22 protein-coding genes and 1 pseudogene are annotated in these 19,764 nt (G+C 60.0%); all 23 read left to right on the top strand.

All coding sequences use genetic code 11. The features are described 5' to 3' along the window. The first annotated feature begins 80 nt into the window (after positions 1-80). The 23 genes and pseudogenes from IB277_RS07280 (at position 81) to IB277_RS07170 (ending at position 19,303) form a co-directional block, all read left to right on the top strand. Positions 81-1,259: a phage portal protein gene (locus tag IB277_RS07280; RefSeq protein WP_246812716.1), complete on the top strand. Its 1,179-nt coding sequence runs from the start codon at positions 81-83 to the stop codon at positions 1,257-1,259. Continuing rightward, positions 1,256-1,855 carry an HK97 family phage prohead protease gene (locus IB277_RS07275; protein ID WP_192370921.1) on the top strand — a complete coding sequence of 200 codons (600 nt, stop codon included), beginning with the start codon at positions 1,256-1,258 and terminating at the stop codon, positions 1,853-1,855. Before IB277_RS07280 ends, IB277_RS07275 begins: the two co-directional genes overlap by 4 nt. Positions 1,856-1,948: 93 nt before the next feature. After that, positions 1,949-3,229, top strand: a complete 1,281-nt coding sequence (locus IB277_RS07270; protein WP_192370920.1) for a phage major capsid protein — start codon at positions 1,949-1,951, stop codon at positions 3,227-3,229. Positions 3,230-3,273: 44 nt separating this feature from the next. Beyond that, on the top strand, positions 3,274-3,504 hold the full coding sequence (locus tag IB277_RS07265; protein ID WP_192370919.1) for a hypothetical protein: 231 nt from the start codon (positions 3,274-3,276) through the stop codon (positions 3,502-3,504). After that, entirely contained in the window at positions 3,464-4,009 is a 546-nt protein-coding gene (locus IB277_RS07260; protein WP_192370918.1) for a head-tail connector protein, read from the top strand. Before IB277_RS07265 ends, IB277_RS07260 begins: the two co-directional genes overlap by 41 nt. A gap of 6 nt (positions 4,010-4,015) precedes the next feature. After that, entirely contained in the window at positions 4,016-4,192 is a 177-nt protein-coding gene (locus IB277_RS07255) for a hypothetical protein (RefSeq protein WP_192370917.1), read from the top strand. Beyond that, the gene (locus tag IB277_RS07250; protein WP_192370916.1) at positions 4,176-4,532 is read left to right on the top strand and encodes a head-tail adaptor protein; all 357 of its coding nucleotides are present in this window, start codon (positions 4,176-4,178) and stop codon (positions 4,530-4,532) included. Before IB277_RS07255 ends, IB277_RS07250 begins: the two co-directional genes overlap by 17 nt. A gap of 2 nt (positions 4,533-4,534) precedes the next feature. Then, complete coding sequence (locus IB277_RS07245) at positions 4,535-5,026, top strand: HK97 gp10 family phage protein (RefSeq protein ID WP_192370915.1); 492 nt, start codon at positions 4,535-4,537, stop codon at positions 5,024-5,026. A 9-nt stretch (positions 5,027-5,035) separates the two neighbouring features. Then, complete coding sequence (locus IB277_RS07240) at positions 5,036-5,452, top strand: DUF3168 domain-containing protein (RefSeq protein WP_210339590.1); 417 nt, start codon at positions 5,036-5,038, stop codon at positions 5,450-5,452. Between the two features lie 67 nt (positions 5,453-5,519). Further along, entirely contained in the window at positions 5,520-5,957 is a 438-nt protein-coding gene (locus IB277_RS07235) for a phage tail tube protein (protein ID WP_192370913.1), read from the top strand. A gap of 3 nt (positions 5,958-5,960) precedes the next feature. After that, positions 5,961-6,335: a hypothetical protein gene (locus IB277_RS07230; protein ID WP_192370912.1), complete on the top strand. Its 375-nt coding sequence runs from the start codon at positions 5,961-5,963 to the stop codon at positions 6,333-6,335. A 26-nt stretch (positions 6,336-6,361) separates the two neighbouring features. Then, a pseudogene (locus IB277_RS38605) lies at positions 6,362-6,538 on the top strand (phage tail assembly chaperone); the annotation flags it as partial. Positions 6,539-6,961: 423 nt separating this feature from the next. Further along, complete coding sequence (locus tag IB277_RS07220) at positions 6,962-10,102, top strand: M15 family metallopeptidase (protein ID WP_192370910.1); 3,141 nt, start codon at positions 6,962-6,964, stop codon at positions 10,100-10,102. A 2-nt stretch (positions 10,103-10,104) separates the two neighbouring features. Further along, on the top strand, positions 10,105-10,836 hold the full coding sequence (locus IB277_RS07215; protein ID WP_192370909.1) for a hypothetical protein: 732 nt from the start codon (positions 10,105-10,107) through the stop codon (positions 10,834-10,836). After that, positions 10,836-11,435: a hypothetical protein gene (locus IB277_RS07210; protein ID WP_192370908.1), complete on the top strand. Its 600-nt coding sequence runs from the start codon at positions 10,836-10,838 to the stop codon at positions 11,433-11,435. The genes IB277_RS07215 and IB277_RS07210 overlap by 1 nt, the downstream gene beginning before the upstream one ends. Before the next feature lie 13 nt (positions 11,436-11,448). After that, complete coding sequence (locus IB277_RS07205; RefSeq protein ID WP_192370907.1) at positions 11,449-11,856, top strand: hypothetical protein; 408 nt, start codon at positions 11,449-11,451, stop codon at positions 11,854-11,856. Next, positions 11,853-14,444 (top strand): hypothetical protein, encoded by a 2,592-nt coding sequence (locus tag IB277_RS07200; RefSeq protein WP_192370906.1) that lies wholly within the window; start codon positions 11,853-11,855, stop codon positions 14,442-14,444. The genes IB277_RS07205 and IB277_RS07200 overlap by 4 nt, the downstream gene beginning before the upstream one ends. Positions 14,445-14,465: 21 nt before the next feature. Beyond that, complete coding sequence (locus IB277_RS07195; protein ID WP_192370905.1) at positions 14,466-16,667, top strand: hypothetical protein; 2,202 nt, start codon at positions 14,466-14,468, stop codon at positions 16,665-16,667. 11 nt (positions 16,668-16,678) lie between these two features. Then, positions 16,679-17,461: a hypothetical protein gene (locus tag IB277_RS07190; protein WP_192370904.1), complete on the top strand. Its 783-nt coding sequence runs from the start codon at positions 16,679-16,681 to the stop codon at positions 17,459-17,461. 227 nt (positions 17,462-17,688) lie between these two features. Beyond that, positions 17,689-18,411 carry a hypothetical protein gene (locus tag IB277_RS07185; RefSeq protein ID WP_192370903.1) on the top strand — a complete coding sequence of 241 codons (723 nt, stop codon included), beginning with the start codon at positions 17,689-17,691 and terminating at the stop codon, positions 18,409-18,411. Next, positions 18,408-18,608 (top strand): hypothetical protein, encoded by a 201-nt coding sequence (locus tag IB277_RS07180; protein ID WP_192370902.1) that lies wholly within the window; start codon positions 18,408-18,410, stop codon positions 18,606-18,608. Before IB277_RS07185 ends, IB277_RS07180 begins: the two co-directional genes overlap by 4 nt. Further along, on the top strand, positions 18,605-18,859 hold the full coding sequence (locus IB277_RS07175) for a hypothetical protein (protein ID WP_192370901.1): 255 nt from the start codon (positions 18,605-18,607) through the stop codon (positions 18,857-18,859). Before IB277_RS07180 ends, IB277_RS07175 begins: the two co-directional genes overlap by 4 nt. 135 nt (positions 18,860-18,994) lie before the next feature. Continuing rightward, on the top strand, positions 18,995-19,303 hold the full coding sequence (locus IB277_RS07170) for a hypothetical protein (protein ID WP_210339588.1): 309 nt from the start codon (positions 18,995-18,997) through the stop codon (positions 19,301-19,303). The last annotated feature ends 461 nt before the right edge of the window (positions 19,304-19,764 follow it).

Below are 19,764 nucleotides of genomic sequence, written 5' to 3'. Positions count from 1 at the left end.
TCCGCCGAACGGCTCAAATCGCCGCGGAAGCGCGTGCAACCATCGAAAATCCTACAGTGCCGGTGAGTTCGGAGAACTTCTTGGCATTCTTCGGCGTGCAGTCGGCAAATCTGCAATCGGTGTCGATCGACAGTGCGTTGACCGTGCCTGCCGTCTGGGCTGCGGTGGCATTTCTGTCGCGCACGCTCGCGTCGTTGCCGCTGCACGCCTATCGGTCGACGAAGGAGGGGCCGAAGAAGCTGAGCGGCAAGATCGAAGTCGTGGTGCATGACGCGCCGAACGACGGCATGGATAGCTTCAAGTTCCGTCAGTACTTCTGGCAGCAGGTATTCACCGGCGGCCGCGGTCTGGCGTGGATTGAGCGCACCCCGCAGGGGATTGAGGCGCTCTGGCCGATGGATCCGGCGAAAACGGTTATCAAACGCACTGGGCTCAAGGTCACCTATCAGTACAGCGATGAGAGCGGTACGAAGGAATATCCTGCCGCCGACGTTATCGACGTGCCGTTCATGCTGAGATCGAACGGCCTGCATCACTACGGTCCGATCGTGATGGCTGCCAAGGCCATCCAGCTTGCGCTGGCGATGAACGATTACGGCAGCAATTTCTTTGCAGGCGGCGGCGTGCCACCGTTGGCACTGACCGGCCCTCTGCCGGCGGGCGCCGATGCGATGAAGCGTGCACAGGCAGACATCAAGCGGTCTGTCGACGCGGCGAAAAACGCCAACGAGCAGGTCTTTCCGATTCCGCCTGGCTACGAGTTGAAGCCCGTCGGCATCGATCCCGCCAAGGGACAGATGATCGACGCTCGCCGGTTCCAGGTCGAGGAGATCGCGCGCACCTACCAGATTCCGCCGGTGTTTTTGCAGGATCTGACAAGGGCGACGTTCACGAACGCCGAGCAGCAGGATTTGCATCTGGTGAAGCACCTCATTGGCCAGTGGGCCGAGGCGCTCGAAGGCGAGATGAACCTGAAGATATTCGGCCGTGAGAACCGCGGCCGCTACGTCGAGCACAACCTTGATGGATTGCTCAGGGGCGATTTCAAGACGCGCATGGACGGTTACGGAACGTCTATCCAGAACGCCATCCGCACACCAAACGAGGTTCGTGCGCTTGAGAACCTTCCGCCGCTCGACGACGGAGACAAGTTGTTCATCCAAGGGGCGACTGTGCCGCTCTCCGCATCTGGGGAGCAGCCAGCGGAAGGCCAAGCACCTGCCAACGACAATAATGAGAACGAGGCGGAAGCCGCATGAGTGAATTCGAGAAACGTGGCGGGCTTCACGGCGTTGAGGCCCGCGCTGAAGATGAGAAACGCACGCTTGCCGGCTACGCTGCTGTCTTTAACAGCGATACCAGCATCGGCGATTGGTGGATCGAGCGCATCGCGCCTGGCGCTTTTGCTGGGACGATCGGCGGGGACATCCGCGCGCTGGTGGATCACAACATGGGGCGCGTCATCGGACGAACCAAGAGCGGCACGCTGCGGCTCAAGGAGGACGCTCACGGCCTGCGGGTTGAGATCGACGTTCCGAACACCACTGACGGTAACGATCTCTGGACGCTGGTTGAGCGCGGCGACATCAGCGGCATGTCATTCGGCTTCCGGGTGACGAAGCAGGAATGGGACGAGACTGGCGACATGCCGGTACGCACCATTCAGGCTGTCGACCTATTCGAGGTTAGCGCAGTCGCGTTCCCAGCCTACGACGATACAACGCTCGGCAAGCGTTCGCTTGAAGAGTTCCGATCTGTCGGCCGGCACAACGCTCGAGCCGCCGCACGCCGTGTAGCCGGCAAGAAGGCCGCCATGGAAAACAAGTTTCGGGGCATCCGGCAGGACGCACCGTAGTCCACCCGGCGCGAGCCGGAGGGCAGGAACGTCCTGCCATTTCGCACCACAACACGAGCTCGCTTCATGCGGGCTTTTTTATTGGAGAAGAGCATGTCCCTTACTGAACTGCAGGAAAAGCGCGGCCGCCTGATGACGCAGGCCCGCGAGGCGCTGAACGAAATCAACGACAACACCGATGAAGCCCGCTCCGCCGAGCTCGAAGCTCGTCACGACGCGATCATGGCCGACTTCGACAAGATCGAGAAGAATATCGAGCGCGAAGAGCGCATGGCTGCGGTCGAGAAGCGTTTTGCCGATCGGCAGGCTGAAGAGCGGGCGCGTCAGCGCCCGAACGGCGGCGATTCCGAAGCCCGCGGCCAGGACGCTGGCGAGGCGTCCGAATATCGTGAGGTTTTCTACAAGTTCCTGGCTGGCGGCGCCGACATCAGCGAACTGTCCTCGGAAGAGCGCTCGGTCCTTAAGGCTGGCGTTCAGTCTGCCAAGGAATTCCGTACGCAGGTTACTACCTCCGGCGGTCCAGGCGGCTACACCGTTCCCGTCGAGCTTGCCAACATTCTTGTCCGCTCCATGAAAGATTGGGGTCCGATGTACGACGAGGACATCGCGACGGTCATCTCTACCGCGGGCGGCAACCAAATCAACCTGCCCACTGTCGATGACACCTCGAAGACCGGCGCGAAGCACACCGAAGGCGCTGCTATTGCCGACGACGGCTCCCAGGACGCAGTCTTCGGGCAGAAGCGGCTCGACGCCTACGTCTATGACACCGAGTTCGTAAAGTTCTCGATGGAACTGGCGAAGGATTCCATTTTCAATATGGAATCGTTGCTCGGCTCGCTGCTTGGCGAACGACTCGGCCGTATTGCCAACCGCGAACTGACCATCGGCGACGGTACCGATGACCCGAACGGCGTCGTCACGGCTTCTTCGCTCGGTAAGACTGCCGCAGCGGCTGCTGCAATCACCGCCGATGAAATCATCGATCTCCTGCACTCTGTAAATGCCGCATATCGCCGTTCGCCGAAGACCAGGTTCATGTTCGCGGACACTACCCTGGCTGCCATCAGAAAATTGAAGGACGGGCAGGGGAATTTTCTGTGGCAAATGGGGGATGTCACGACCGCCCAGCCCGGAACGCTACTCGGCTACCGTTACAGCATCAACGATGACATGGACGCGCTTGCCGCGGCCAAGAAGGTCGTGCTGTTCGGCGACTTCTCGAAGTACTTCGTTCGCAAGGTCGGCTCGCCGGTCATCGGCGTGCTGCGCGAGCGCTTTTGGCCGGATTTGGGGATTGCTGGTCTCATCCGCTTCGACGGAGAGCTCGGCGACGTAGCAGCCGTGAAGCACCTGATCACTGCTGCTTCCTAATCGGGGTTGGCGGGCTTCGGCCCGCCTCCTTCCTTGGAGAGATCATGAAAATTCAGATGTTAGTCGGTCTCGCCGGCAACGAATATTCACTGGCGCCAGGCGACGAGCGAGAATTCCCTCAGGCGGAAGCAGTCAGGCTGATCGATGCTGGCTTTGCCAAACTGGTCGCAGATGGAGCGGTCCCGCACCCGCAGCCTGTGTCGTCTGAACGCCGTGGCAAGAAAGGCAAGGCTTATGTGGTATCCGACGAAAGTGACCACGGCGGCGACGACTGAGCCTGTAACAGCCGAAGAAGCCAAGCGCAGGCTGCACATTACGTTTGATGACGACGACGCTGACATCGATCTGATGATCAAGTCAGCTCGCGACCATGCAGAGAAGTACAGCAACGTGCGTTTCGCTAGCCAGACCGTTGAGATGAAGTGTGATGGCTTCTGCGATTTCGTCAGGCTGCCAGAGGCGCCGATGAGCTCGGTGACGTCGATCGCCTACATCGATACAACCGGCGCGCCGCAGACGCTGCCAGACACCGTATATGAGCTTCGCAACGATGGCTTCGAGGTTTCGATCGTCACGACGTACGGCCAGCAGTGGCCGGCGATCCAGTCTGGATCCCGCATTACTGTAATTGCGGTCGTTGGCTATGCCGACGCTCCTCCTGCCGTGAAGCAGGCAATTCTGCTGTTCCTTGGCGACGCCTATGAGAACCGCGAGAACGCGGAGCTCGATGACTGGACTGCCTTTGACGCACTTCTCTGTAATTTCAGGAGGGGAGCATAGGAACCCATGCACGTAGTCTTCACCGAAAACTTCAACTGGGTGCAGCCTGGCTTCACCGTGGCCTACAAAGCGGGCCACCACGTAAATGTGACGCGAGCGTGCGCTGACGAGGCGCAGGCCGCGGGCAAAGCCGTGAAGGCGACTGCACCGAAGCGGGAGAGGGCGGATGGCAAAAAGACCTAGCGCCGGTCGGATGCGCGAGAAGCTGCACTTCCAGCGTCGTGAAATGATCGACGACGGCATGGGCAATGAGGTCGGCGGCGACTTCACCACCGTTTTTACGGACGTTGCCGAGCTGGTGCCGCTCCGAGGCAGTGAGCCTGTTCAGGCCGCTAGACTGACGGGCGTACAGCCGTACACGGCTCGCATTCGCTCCTACGCAGCCAGTCGCGAAATCACGCCAGCATGGAGGGCGGTGGACGCTCGCAATGACAAGCGGGTACTGAACATCCGCACGGTCACCAATCCTGACCAAAAGAGCGCATGGCTCGAGTTGCTGGTCGACGACGGGGTGGCAACGTAACTATGGCGCTGAAAACGAAGATCATCGGCCGCGAGGCGCTATCGAAGCGGCTTAATGAGATCGCGCCGAACGTAGAGAAGTATGCCGCTGCTGAAAAGCTGAAGATCGCCGAAGAGGTGGCCGAACGCATTTCGACGAGGGCTCCGACCGGTGCCACGCTTGAATACATGCATAGTTTCGAAGGCGCGCGGCTCGCCGATCATCCGGACAAAAAGCCCGTCGGCACCAATCCTTCGAAGGATCCATCGGCCGCCGGCGTGTTTGCGTCGTTTCTTTGGAGGTGGCTCGAATTCGGCACTGCGCCTCACAACACGGCGGCTGGTGGCGGGACTGCCTTGGGGCAGGCGACGCACACTGAAGGCGGCGGCACGCAGCATCCAGGCACGGCCGCGCAGCCCCACATTTTTCCTTCGTGGCGCGAGATGCGTGCGAAGGCAAAGAAGCGCATTCAAGCCGCCGTGAACAAAGGGGTTCGCGAGGCCATGCTAAAGTAGGACCATGTGATGAGCGCAGAACTTGAACTGCAGGGCGCTATTGTCGCGCGCTTGAAGGTTGACGCCCCGCTGACCTCTCTCATCAACGGCGTCTACGACCAGCCGCCCGAAACGGCGTGGGCGACGCCGAAAGAAGGCTACGTCACGATCGGTGAATCGCAGTTCATCCGCGATGACGCGACATGTATCACTGGCGGTGTCGTTTACCTGACGCTGCACGCCTGGTCCCGCAAGGTTGGCTTCCCAGAATGCAAAAAGATCGCCGACGCGGTTGCCCAATCCTTGCACCTTGCGCCGTTGGCACTGACCTCTTGGCGCCTTGTTTCGATCATGCACCGGCAAACGCGGACTTTCCGCGATCCTGACGGGCTGTCCTCGCACTCAGTCATCGAGTTCGTGGCTTCTGTGCACAAGCCGTTGGCGTAGCTGCGGCTTCACCCAACCCCCATTCCAACCATTATGACGACCGGCGACGCCGGCGAAGGAGACCACTATGGCCGACGGCGAACAGCTCGGTAGACTGCTGCTTATCAAAGTAGGGGACGGAGCTACCCCTGGCCCAGAGGTTTTCAACAACCTCTGCGGTCTGAAGGATCGAAGCTTCGATCTTTCGGCAAATTCGGTCGATACGACCAAGCCAAGCTGCACCAACCCTGGCGGCCCGGTTCAAAAGACTGGCCGTCCGGGCGTCACCAATCGGACGTTCCAGGGCTCCGGCACCTTCGTATCCAGCACGATCATGAAAACTTTCATGGGCAAGGTGATCAACACCCAGATCTTCAACGCGCAGGTTGTCGTTCCGGGCCTGGGCACCTTTGAAGGCCCGTTCTTTGTCACGAGCTTCACGGCAAGCGGCGACATGGAAAATGACCTGCAGTTCGACGCCACGTTCGAAGCTGCCGCTGAACTTGAATTCACGGCCGAGGTGTAATCCATGGCTGAAGAGGAAAAGAAGCCCACGGTCAAGCCGTTCCCGCTTGAGGTGAACGGCGCCCGCGGTGAAGTTGCCTTGTGGGTCGGCGATGTTCCTCTGGTCATCGCCGCCACCATGAGCGGCCTCGCTGCTGTATCGACACGGCTTGAGTGTAAGTCGTTCCAGGAACTGTTCGTGCGCCTTTCCGGCGTCGAGGCGGCCGCGACGCTGGCCGGTCTTGAACTGCTCACGGTTCGCGGCGATCGTCTTTCTGCGATCAGCAAGCTCAAGCTGAAGCACTTCTCGGCCTGCGCGGCCGCGATCAGCGAAGCGTTGTCGCATCACTTCGATGGTGAAGAGGGAAACGACGAAGCCGTCGCCGAGGCGGCAGCCTAGAGCAAGAAAGCCAGTTCCCGTGGCGGGACTGGATGCGAGTGGCGCTCGGTGGTCTTGGGTGGCGGCCTGCTGATTTCTGGGCCGCCACTATGACCGAGTTCTTCGAAGCGATACATGGTCGCAACGAGGCCAATGGCGTCGATGCTGACACGAGCGCGCCGACGAGCGGCGAGATGGATGCCTTGCTGGCCAAGTATGGTTAGCCCAACATGTCCTTGCGACCGAACACAAATCGCCGAGTTTCTCCATTCTTGAGGCTCATTGTACCTTCGCCAGCTACCATTGACGCGTTCGCTGTCGGGCGCGTCATGGTTACCGTGCCAGACGTTCCATCTGTGCAGGTGATTGGAAACACGATGGTGGCATTACGCCAGTGCGGGAACGTGCCTGAGCATGCGACCCCAGCGTCGGTGACAGAGAACTGGCCATTTTCCATGGTCACGCCAAAAGTCGTCTGACCGCTTCCTCGCCTACCATTTGTATCGACGTATTGATTCTCAATCGTGTTGCAGCCCGCTACTCCGATGCACGCTGTCACGACCAGCGTCTTCAGCCATCCACCCATTTGCCACCCCTCAGCCCGCCCGCCACCGCGCGAGCCCTATACTTCTTAGGATATTCGCCTGATGGTTGAAAAGACCGACGATCTAGTAATTTCCATCAGCACCGAGCTTGCTACGGTGAAAAGGAGCCTGAAGCGGCTCGAGCAAGACATTTCGGCGACCACCGGCAAGGTTCAGAAGCAGTTCGACGGCTTGGGCAAGGGCATCGACAACTCGATGACGACTGCGCTGCAGGCCCGCGTCGACAAGATGGTCGGGATCGGCTCGAAGGGCGCCAAGGAGTGGACCGGCGCACTCGCTGATCAGGGCAAGGAGCTTGAACGCCTGCGGGCTAAGTACAGCCCGCTATTCGCGACCATAAACAATTACAAGTCGGCCGTTGCCGACATTCGCCGCGCGCACGCGGTTGGCGCGATCTCGGCCAACGAGATGACCGCTGCCATTCAGCGCGAGCGCCAGGCGGCCTTGGCGTCGACGGCGGCGATTAAAGGGCGCAACGCGGCACTAAAAGATACCCCGGCAGCCAGCAGGGGCGGCGCAGGTGCCTTCAACACCTCGAACCTGGCCGCTCAGGGCTTTGACATCGCGACAACCGCGGCATTCATGCCATGGCAGACGGTTGCCCTGCAGCAGGGTCCGCAGGTCGCGCAGGTCTTCAACGACATCAGGGCAAGCGGGCAGAAAATCGGCCCTGCCGTGGCAGGCGCGTTCCTGCAGTTAGTAAACCCGATTTCGCTGGTGACCATCGGTGTTATCGCGGCTGGCGCCGCGCTGATCCAATACATATCGAGTTCAAAAGACGTCAAAAGCGCAGATGACGTTCTAAAAGGCCACGCTGAGACCATCGCTCTACTCAAAGAGAGATATGGCGAGGCCGCTAAGGGATTGAGGGAGTACGCGCTAGAGAGCGCACAGGTTGCCAAAGCCGATCTCGAAGACCGCCTAAAGGCAGCGCGTGAGCTTGTGGCTGAGCAAGCCAAGATCACGGCGTCTTTCGGTCCGGCACTGCTGACCGAAAACGCATCGATTCTGAAGGACATGAACCCTGACGTTGTTCGCGACTTGCGAACGGCGTTCGCGGACCTAAACCTTTCCATCCAGAGAGGCGAACCAGACATACTGCGCTTCCGCGAGGCTCTTTCTCGGATCGCAAATGACGAAAGTGTTCCGGATTCGATAAGGAAGCTGGCGCAGGAGTATCGTCAGTTCGACGAAGACACCCTGAAGGTCGCCAAGAGCATTCCGGAGATGGTCAAGTCGCTTGACCTTATCGAAGGAAGCGCGGACCGGCAGACCCAGGCGATCAATAAGCTCGCTGGCGCTCTTCGTGATCTCAACAAGATTGGGGTTGCTCCTCTCACTGATCTTCAGGAAGCGGAGAGGCTATGGCAAGACGCTCGGCGCAATGCCGCCAATCGGGAAGAGCGTGACGACGCCGACACAGCGTATCGAAATGCTGTTCTGCGTATAGGCAACGCGAATCCAACTGTAGTCAATGGCGACGGCCGCACGGTCGCAGTGCCTACGCCTGGCGCTAAGCCCATTCAATTGGGCGAGGAGCCGGACAAGAAGGCTGAGACGGCCGCCAGCCGAGCCGCAAACGCCTACCGCGATCTCGTCAAAAGCGCTGACGACCGCATTGCACAGCTTCGATTGGAGACAGAACTTACCGGCCAGTACGGGATCCAGACGGACGCCGCACGCTTCCGTTTGGAACTGCTTCAGCAGGCAGAGGACAAGGGGCGATCCCTTTCCGAGGCTCAGCGCGCTGAGATCGAGCAGAAGGTCGCGCTCTACGAAAAGTACTCGCAGGCGCTTTCTCAGGCGAAGTTGCAGCAGGATTTGCTCGACGACGCGGTTTTCGCGAGCCTGCCGAAGCAGGAACAGGCGGTAAAACAGCGTCTTCGCTCCTACGGGTTGCCGGAGGATCTCGGCGGCAAGAATGCCGCGATGATCCGCGACCAATTCAACCGCGAAGAACTGTCGGATCTAACGCATTCGTTCCTCTCTGAATTCACTACCGGCGTTGTGTCGGGCGGCAAGAGCATTGGCGAAGCGTTTGCCGACGCGATCAAGAATGCCGCTGCCAACGCGATGCAGAAGTCGCTGGACAGTCTGTTTACGCAGATTGGCAACGCTTTCGCGTCGGCGGTGTTTGGTTCGAGCGGAGGCGGGGCGGCGAGCTCGACCCTATCGGCTTTCCCGGCTGCGCCATCTTCGCTGGCGTCGGCCTTCGCTGCGCCCGTTGGCGCCGTGACGCGCGGTGCTTTGCCAGCCGCAGGGGCGACCAGAACCGGCATCGGTCTGTCGACCATCACCACGGCAAGCGGGCTTACTGCGGACGTGAACGCTAAGTTCGCATCGCAGTTTCAGTCGCTTGTCGACGACCTGGAGGCCACCGGCTACCAGATCAAGTCCATCGGCGGCTACAACTATCGCAACATCGCCGGCACGAGCAAGCTTTCGAACCATGCCTTTGGCAACGCGATTGACATCAATTCGCAAGCCAACCCGATGGGGCGCAACCTTGTCACTGACATGCCGACAGGCATTAGCGCGATCGCTGCTCGCAACGGCTTTGATTGGGGCGGTGACTGGAAGTCCAAGAAGGACGCCATGCACTTCGAGATATCGCAGGCCAAGTCGGCCGGCGCGGCACTTGAGAAGTTGGCGGGCGCATCGACTGAATCCACCAAGGGTCTAAGCAACCTTGCAACCAGCCTGTCATCTGCTGGGTCTGGCGGCGGCGGTGGAGGTTGGCTCTCGTTCCTGTCGGGCACGATCTTTTCGGGTTCCAAGCAGCTTGCGGCTAGCGGAGGCATCGGTCTATTCGACAAGGGCGGGTTCACCGGCCCTGGCGGGAAGTTGACGCCTGCCGGCATCGTTCACAAAGGGGAGTATGTGTTTGATGCCGCAGCGACGAGGCGCATCGGCGTTCCGACGCTCGAGCGCCTCCGAGGTTACGCCAATGGCGGCTACGTCGGCGCACCGCGCGCTCCACGGCTGAACAGTCGCTCTTCTGCGGCTGCAAACAACAACCAGCCTGGCATGTTGCTCGTCAACGTCAGCGGCGCTAGCGGCGACGACCATATCCGCACGCTTGTAAAGCAGGGCGTCGGCGAGGGGCTTAGCCAATACAACAAGAGCCAAGAGCGCGGCGGCTTCGGCACCCTACAGATGCGGTACAACTCCCAGAAGGGGTGACAATGGCTGTCTATACTAACCAGCCGACGCTGGAAGCCAACTTTCTGGCGCCGGTTCGGACCACTTTTGACGTCACCGGATCGTCGATAGATGGCGGCCGAAACGGTCTAGGTGAGGGGCAGTCAATCGAGATGAGCGGTGGCGGTATCGTCACCGCCGTCTACGAAGACTGCATGATTAAGGATCCGGAGCACTACGAATACGTCAACTGGCTCGGGGCCAGATTGAATGGCGGTTTCCGGTTTATCAACGTACCTATAATAACCGATTGGTTTGGGCCGTTCCCGAAGATAGGCAGGCTACCTACTCCGATCATTTCCGGTATTCCGCACTCCGATGGATCTTACTTCGACGATGGCTCTGGCTACAGCCAAGCTACCGTCTACGGCGAGATAACCGAGGCTGCAGCACTGAATGCCGGCATCATCAAGATGCGCGTCCACGGCCTCTCCAGGCCGCTACGTTGGTCCGATTGGTTCTCGATCTACCATCCGACGAAGGGCTGGCGGGCATACCGCTATTGGGACGTGCTCGCGCGCACCGATGGCAGCGGCTACTCCGATTACACATTGGCGATCGCCCCGCCGCTTCGCGAGGCGGTGACCGTCGGCGCGCGGGTTGAGTTCGCTCGGCCGAGGTTCGTCGCGAAGTTCAAATCGGATTTCACGCTGCCGTCAGTGGTCGAGGCGTTCTTTGTGACACAGCAGGCAATCCAGTTCGTTGAGGCATTCTGATGGACTGGATTCCCGCAAACGTCATCGAAGAGCTTCGGGGGAGCCACCAACTCGGTATCTTCCTGCGCATCGACACAGACCCGGCGCTGCATATGTGGTTCGGAATCAATGACATTCCGGCAAACTTTGACAGCATAGATCCGGACGGAACCGTCTATCTGGGTGGCGGCAGGCTAGTCGGCGTCCCCACGCTCGAGGTGTTGGTCAACGGCACGGCAGACAGCGTCGAGTTCACGCTCTCAGGTATCGATCCCGCCACCGCCGCGCGGACGATTGACAGCCTGCCGGCCGTGCGCGGTGCGTCCGTGCATATGGGCATCACAACGCTGGACCAGTATTTCCAGCCGATGAGCGACGTCATCCCGGTATGGGTGGGCACGGCCTCCCATGTTGGCGAGCAATCGCCGGCAGTGCCCAGCGGCCAGTCCGTGACGTTGACGCTATCGCTGGCGGTAGTCGCTGGGGATTCTACCCGATCCCGCGGTGCTCGTTCGCTGTGGTCATCCCCGCATCAGAAAGCATTTTCGCCGACGGACAAGTTCTGTGATGGCACCGCGCGCCTTGCTCGCGGGGCCAATCCGGTCTGGCCAAACTTCTAAGCCGGGACACCTCATGACATTGCAAGAGTTTGTGGCTCTGCCGCACCGCTTTCGGTGGGGCGGGATGGGCGGTGACGACTGCACGACGTTCTGCGCCACGTGGATACAGGAGAGCATCGGCTTAGACCCGGCCGCCTCTTACCGCGGCACGTACGCCTCTGAGGCCGGCGCCCATGACATCCTGACTCGCGCCGGAGGCCTGATCGCTTTCGCCGCCAAGACCCTTGAGCCGCTCGGCTTCAAGCGCATCCAGCATCCGCAAGACGGTGACGTTGGCGTCGTTCAGGCACCGACCGGCATCGGCGGCGGTCTCGTCGAGGTTTGCGCCATCAAATTTGGGCCGCTTTGGCTCGTTCTTGGGCCGTCTGGCGTTGTAGCCAAGAAGCTAAATCACGTTGCGGCATGGAGGTTTACGGGGTGAGTCTACACCATCGCATGATGCTGCAGCGGTATGGCCTTGGTCATACGACGTCGCTTTACAGCCAAGTTCTTTTCGACCCGATCTTCACGCCGATATTTACCGCAGTGCTCGGTACGGGTGGCATTGCAATCGGCGCCGCGACCATTTCCTACGCTTCGATCGCCACAGCGATCGCGACCACAGCTCTATCGATTGGCCTGCAGGCCATTATGGCGCAGACGCCCAAGCCGCCAAAGCCTGAGGACGGCAGGTCGCCACTTAATCAGTCGATACCCTATCGGATTTATGCCGTAGGGCGCACGCGGCTCTCCGGCGCTCGAATGCTATGGGAGGCCAGGGGGTCGAAGCTATATTCAGTCCAGGCTCTCGCAGGGCACAAAATCAAGTCGATCAATCGTTACTTCTTGAATGACGACGAGGTAACGGTAGTCGGCAATGTCGTAACGCCGCTCACGACGGGCGGCAGGTATGGCGCAGGCTCAGCATATGTCAGGCTGTACACCAGGCTAGGATTGCCGACCGAAACTGCCTATGAGCAGTTTGTTACTGACCTCTCCTCTACTGGCGTCTGGACAGCAGATCATCGAGGAGACGGGCAGGCATCCCTGGCGATGCTCGCACACAACGCGGACGCCCAAGACCAGCAAGAGGCCTTCCCTTACGGGGCGCCGTCGCCTTCGGTCGAACTGGACGGCGCTCTTTGCTGGGATTTTCGCGATCCTGCGCAGGATCCAGAGGATCCGTCCACATGGCAGTGGACACGCAACGCAGCGATCATCATTGCCTGGCACCTCTGCTTCAACGAATTTGGCTTTGGTCTCGATTACACGAAAGCCCTTCTCCCGGTCATCGACCTCTGGGAAGAGGAGGCTGATATCTGCGACGAGGACGTGCCGCTTGCAGGCGGTGGCGTTGAAAGACGCTACCAATGCAGTGGCTGGGATACGACGGAGAACGGCCCAAAGTCAGGGCTTAACGCGATGCTCTCCACATGCGACGGCCACTTGGTCGCGCGCGGCGATGGCGCTCGTATACTCACGGTCGGGAAGTTTAGAGAGAGCCGCACCGCCGTTCTGACAGACGCCGACATTGTCGGTCACCAGATACAGTATGACGTGCTGTTCGATGAGGAGTGCAATCGCCTCGTTCCCAAGTTTACCTATCCGGAGACCGAGTACACCACGACAGATACGGACTTTTTCGAGGATGCGGCTGCGCAACTGAAGGCCGGCCGAGTTCTTGCGGATGAGGCTGACTACCGTTGGGTGACGCAATGGCGGCAGGCACGAAGGCTTGGCAAACGCGATTGGCAGCGGGTGCGGCAGAAGGTCAAGGGCAGCATCGATGTCCGCTTGAGCGGCATCAACTCCGTATATTCGCGGTGGGTGCGCTTGGAAACGCCTACCCGGCTACCGAGGCTCACCGGCAAGACCGTTGAAAACAGAAGGTCGGTCCTAGCCCTTACCAAGGGCGGCTTCACGATGGACATCGTTGAGAATCCTGCGGGAATTGATGACTGGAACCCAGCAACCGACGAAGGTCAGCAGCCTCCGGTCCCGCCGGCATTGAATGCGGCGAATCTCGATACACCTGTCATCAACCTGGTGCAGGCGAAGTCCAACAACGGCTCGGTTTACATTCGTGTCGTCATTATTGACCCGGAAAACGGGAGCCTCATTCCAGTCGTTCGCTATCGTGTCGCTGACATAGGCGCTGGTGTTCCTGGTGCGTGGGTGGAGCAACCCTTCCCAGATGCTGAACCATCCGGAGGATATATCAACCTCAACACGAATACGGTACCCGTCGACCAGCTGCTTGAGGTTGAGGTTGCCTTTAAGTCCTCCAACGGGAAGTACTCGGATTGGTCAATTACGGCTGATGTGTTTTCGACGTCCGATCCGGTAGCCCCCGCGGCGCTGACAGCGTTTACCCAGACGTCGGCGGCTCCCCGTCTCGGGAATGCAGTCTTCAGCGTTACGACGCCGAATGACAGCCACGTTAAGACCGTGAAACTGTATCGAAAGGCGGCAGGTTCCGGTCTGAATACTGCCGTGGATGCACCGTTCGCAACCTTGTCGGTAGGTTCGTCCTCGACCTACACCCATACCGACGGTGACACCACGCGAACGAATACGATCGTCAATGGCGGATTCGCCGGTGACACAGACTGGGCAAAAGGCACCGGCTGGACGATCAGCGGGGGCAAGGCCAACAAGGCAGCAGGCGCAACCTCTAGCCTCGGACAGGCGCAGACCTTGGCCGCAGGAACGATATATCGCGTGGCGTCGAGCCTTTCCGGCTACGGAGGCGGTTCGGCACGTGTCCGCTTTACCGGTGGTACGACCGTCAATGGTGTATTGAGAACCGGCGACGGCAGCTTCCTTGAAAAGCTAACGGCGGCGACCGGGAACAACACCTTCGTCGTAATCGCCGACACCACGTTCGCCGGCTCATACGACGACCTCATCATGTTTGTGGAGACCGGTTCCTGCGCACCCCAGGGCGTCTGGGACTACTACGCCGTCCCCTTCAACGGTTCGGACGTCGAAGGGCCCGTTTCCGGGCCGCTGACAATCACCATCATCTAACCATCTGTTTTGGAGTGCCGAATGGCAAATGAAATAAAAACCGCCTTCGACGCCGTGTTCGCGGATGGGTCGTCGACCTCGCCATACATGCCGCCTAAGCCCGATATTCGAAACATCGTTGGCGGCACCATCCAAGACCAGTTCGATCGTGCGCTGTCGCTGGCTGCGGTTTCGACGCAGTGGAAGGCTCCAGTCCTTGCTGCGTCGACGGCAGACGTCGCCATTGCCACCGGCATGGAAAATGGAGACGCCCTCGACGGCGTGACGCTGGCAACCGGCGACCGTGTATTGCTGAAAAACCAGGCCGTGGCCAGCCAGAACGGAATCTATGTTGTTCCGGCTTCTGGATCTGCCTTACGGGCAGCAGACGCGAACGAAGAGACTGAAATCGTAGGCATGGCGTGTTTCGTGCGCGCGGGAATTGCAAACGGCGGAAAGCAGTTCATCTGCACGACGCCGGCGCCTATCGTGACAGGCACTACGTCGCTGACGTTTCAGGAGATTTCCGATCAGTCAGACCTGAACGCCACATTGGCGGAAAAGGCCGATGAGGTTCCGTTTGCCGACCTTCTTCGTCAGAGCAGGGAGAACCTCCTGCCTGCCGCTACAAGCGAAGGGATGATGGACGATTACTGGCAAACCGTCTTGCTCGGAGCTGCGGACGGAAGTGTTACGGCAGGCATCGACCGAGATGGTGTTCTGCGCGTCGCTGCAATGCTGGAAACCACCGGCGTGCCGGCGCTTCTCGATGACTATCTCTGGTCTGTCGTTACGGAGAACGGCGACCTCGTATTTGGCTATCACTTCGAACTGGGCTGGGTTGACTCCTTTGGGGCTGTCGACGTTCAGATCTTCGATCGGCTCGTTGCTACCATTTCTCGGGTGTACGCGCTTTCGAATGGCACTGACGTCACGCCGATCACCTTCGGCGAAAATAACGCGTCGGCGGTCGGCGTCGTCGGAACCGAGGCCCGCTACGTTGAAGACGTCGCGGGCGTCTTGACAGCAAAGATTGAGGACGTAACGGCCAGAACGTCGCTGCTCTCCAGCGTGTCGGGATTGATCTATCACGTGCTCTACGGTCAGTCGCTCAGCGACGGCTCGTCGTCGACGCCACCAGTATCGACGACGGCGGTGCGTCCGGGGCGCGCTGTGATGTTCAATGTCGGCCCGGCCGTGCGCGGCACACTGAATGCCGATCAGCCCACGCCAGCAGAAAACCGGCTCTCGCTTGTCGATCTGAAGGAGAGCAGCCGTGAGACACCTGCCTCGCAGCTCGGATACGAGCTGACCAAGGTCGGGGGGATTGCGGTCGATGAGGCCGCGCTCGTGGTCGCACATGGCCGCGGCGGTACCCCATATTCCGGGCTGAGGAAGGGGACGCAGCCTTACGCCAACATCATCACTTCGATCCGCCGCGCGCGGATCATGGCGGGGCTGAATGGGCTCGACTTTGCCGCCTCGACGGTGTCGTTCATCCATGGCGAAAACAATCTCTCTGACAGCGTTGCTACCTACAAGGGCTACCTGGAAGAGCTGCAGACGGACCTGACCGTCGACATTTCCGTCTACACCGGCGCCGCCGGTGTAGTGCTCCTGTTTGTCGACCAGATTAGCAACTGGACGGCATACGGCGCGATGCCAGCCACCAGCGATGTGCCGCTGGCGCAGCTGCAGGCAGCACTCGACAATCCTGGCATCATCCTGTGCGTCGGCCCCAAATACTTCCTCGAGACGGTGGCGGATGGCGTGCATCTGACCGCCGCATCATCGGCGCGGCTCGGCGCCTATCACGGCCGAGCGATCCGGCAGACGCTCGCCGGCGCACCATGGGTGCCGCTGCACATAGCAAGCGCCGTGAGGACGGGAGCCAACATCGTCCTGACCTATGCCGGTGGCGATGGAGCAACTGACATTTCGATCGACACGACGCTCGTGAGCAATCCCGGCAACAATGGCTTCGAGTGGTTCCAGACGGGAGGTGTGCCGCGAACGATTTCGAGTGTCACCAAGACAGGCACCCGCCAGATCACGGTTGCGCTCTCCGGCGATCCGGGCAGCCCAAGCTCCCAGCAGATCGGCTACGCCCGCACGGGAATGTCAGGCACCAACGGCGGACCGATCACAGGCGTGCGCGGTAACGTTCGCGACAATTCGGCCGACACGACCGCTTATGGGGCCCCCATGCACAACTGGGCCTGCCATCAGCTTGTAACCATCTAGGAGACTTTCACATGGGACGTATGAGCATCATTCCAGGCACGGCGGCGATCAGTATTCCTGGTGCACCGAAGATCACGATGAGCGATTGGGAGCGGCAGATTGCCAGCATCGCTGGTCTGCGCCACGTGATCGACCCTGCAAAACTCGATGCCGACGGCAATGGGCGCGACCGGTTCTCGGGTGCGACCATTACGTCGAAGAATGGGGCGGCTGCCACGAAGATCGATACGGATGCCGGGTTCAACAACCTTCCCGTCATTCAACTAACGGAAAATACCGGCGGTCTGCATCTTGCCCCGGGTACTGTAACGGCAAGCTGCAGTTTTATTTGTGTCGCCTCGATTGCCGCAGCCGCCAGAGCGACGACGACATCCAAGAACCTGCTCGCGGCTTTCGACGGGGCGGGGGTGTTTCAGCAGTCTTTCCGGTCGGCATCCGCGGGGTCGCTGTTTTTCTACGGTAAGAACGGAGATTCTGTCTCGAACGGAATCAGCGCCGCGAACTCTCCTCCGGCTGACGTTGCGGCGGTTTACGGCTTTTCGTTTGATGCAGAGACGAAACAATCGGCCGTGCTGTGGCAGAATGCGGAAGTCCTTAACCTGGTCACGCACACTCTATCGCCGGATATCACCGCCGATTTGCGCTGGACGTATGGCGGTAGCGCCAGCTCGTTCGGCTGGATTGGCAAACTGGGGATGGCGCTGATTTTTGACAGGGCTATGCATCTGCCGACAATGTTGCCGTCCTTCCAGAGCGCAGTTAGCCTGCTCAAGCAACATTATGCATTGAGCTGACTGCAGGAAGGCCTCGTATAGGGATCATACCCTTTAAGTACCCTTTGGGTCGTCTCCTGCTTATTGGCTCCGGCTAACAGCGCACTGAACCCGCCCATCGAGCGGGTTTTTCTTTACAGGACACCCCTCAATGACCCCGATCGCCAACTGGCGGGCGGTGCTTCGCTATGCGTGGAGCATCCGCCTGATGCTGCCGAACTAACCACTCACCACCACAGGAGACCATCATGGACCGCGCGAAATTCTTCGCGGCGGTGCGCTCGCCCTTGTCCATCAACAAGAAAGCACAAGTGCAGGGCATCGACGCCATTCTCGACGAAGCCGAGCGGCAAGGCACGCCGTTGCCGCACCTGGCCGCAATCCTAGCCGAGGCGCACCACGAGACCGGCGGCCAGTTCCAGCCAGTCGCGGAGAATCTCAACTACTCGGCAAAACGGCTGACGGAAGTCTGGCCCAGCCGATTCCCGACGCTCGCCGCGGCGACGCCATATGCTGGCAACCCTCGCCGCTTGGCGAACAAAGTCTATGGCGGCCGTCTCGGCAATACCGGCTCTGACGATGGCTGGCTCTACCGCGGTCGGGGCCTGGCCCAGATCACCGGCAAGGCGAACTATGCCAAGTTCGGGCTCGCTGGCACGCCGGATAAGGCTGCGGAGATGGGCGTGGCCGTAAAAATCCTCTTCGGCGGCATGACCGACGGCATCTTCACAGGCCGCAAGTTGAAGGATTACGACGCCGCCGACGGTTACCGCTACGCGGCATCTCGAGCGATCATCAATGGTGACGTGAGGACGAACGGCGCGCGCATTGAAAAATATGGCCGCGCCTTCGAGGCAGCGCTGCGCACCGCTGGCTATGACGCCTCTGGCGGCGGCAAGCCCGCCACCGGTGGCTTCTGGGCCGCTGTCGGCCGCTTCCTGTTGGCGATCCTCAAGGGAGGCAAGAAATGACGGTCTGGATTCGCATCGCCCTCTACATGATTGCTGGCTGGCTATACGGCTCCGGCTACATCGGCGAGGAAGTCAGGTCGATGATCACAGACGACCCCGCCGTCGCTGCCTCGCTCGAGGCCGGCATTGCCGCGCTCATTGCTGCTGTCCCTCTAAGCTGGTGGCAGTGGGCGCGCAAGGCGGGGCATCCCACATGATTGGCGCGCTGGCGGCGGCAATCTGGTCCCACATCTCAAGTTGGCTGGCTCCGGCCGGCGTAGCGCTCGCGATCGTCGCGGGTGCCTTTTTCTATGGACGCTCCAGCGGCAAGGCCGATGCCAAGGCGGAGCAGGCTAAGGCAAACGCGAAAGCCATAAAACAGGCGAGGGGCATCGAAGATGGGATTCAGAACATGGGGGCTAGTCGGGTTGACGATGCTCTTTCTAAGTGGCTGCGTGACGGCCGGTAGCTACTGCGATGTTGCGCGCCCCGTTAGGCCGTCAGTCGAAGACAAGATGACGGAAGGCACCAAGCGGCAGATCCTGGCCGAGAATGAAAAGCTGGCGAAGCTTTGCGGGGTGAAGCCGTGAGTGGCGCCGAGATCATGGCGGTGGTCGGCTTCATGTTGATGCTGGCCGGTGCTGGCTGGCGCGTGTGGGCGCGCGTCGAGGCGAAGGTGAAGGTGGCAGAGGATAAGGCGGAAAGGGTGCAGGAGCGGTCTGATAAGGTCGCGGCTGATTTGGCTTCTTTCCGCATCCACTCCGCAGAAACATTCGCCACCAAAGCCGGCCTTCAGGAACAGACCGCGCAACTGCTTCGAGCCATTGAGGGCATCGGCAACCGCATCGACGGCGTGCACGAGCGGCTTGACCGCGCCTTCGAGCAGAGAACGGCGGGTAGACGTGCAAGTTAGCATGAGACGCCCTATATACGCTGGTACGTACGCAGTGACATACAAGTGATATACGAAGCGACGTTTAGACGTTGACTTGTTGTGAGAAACGCAACATATAAGAACTGCTTCTATGGTTAGCCGAGACCTCCGAAAACACGGCAGAATATGAAGAGCTCGTGGGCCTGACTAATCCACGGGCTCTTTATTTTGTGCAGGCGTGAGCCTCACGACGGGTGAGGCTCAGCTGGCTCAGCTTAGCGCTTCTTGAGGAAGCGGTCAGACAGGGCGATGATAGCTACAGCCGTTCCCGGTATTGCCATCACGATCAGTAGTGCTTCTACGGTCATTCGACCTCCTTTCAGCAACGTGTGCATGATTTTCCGTGACTAGCGGAAGCACACAGCTATCGGCTCCTTTGGCATTCCCCGTGCTTTGCCATCGGCACTCCTTCCCGACAGGCCGTTTGTTGCATGAACAGA

Source organism: Ensifer sp. ENS07 (genome assembly GCF_014852185.1).
In the GTDB taxonomy this organism is placed as follows: domain Bacteria; phylum Pseudomonadota; class Alphaproteobacteria; order Rhizobiales; family Rhizobiaceae; genus Ensifer; species Ensifer adhaerens.
Note: the sequence above shows the minus strand (reverse complement) of the source record. Positions and strands in the feature narration are given on the sequence as shown.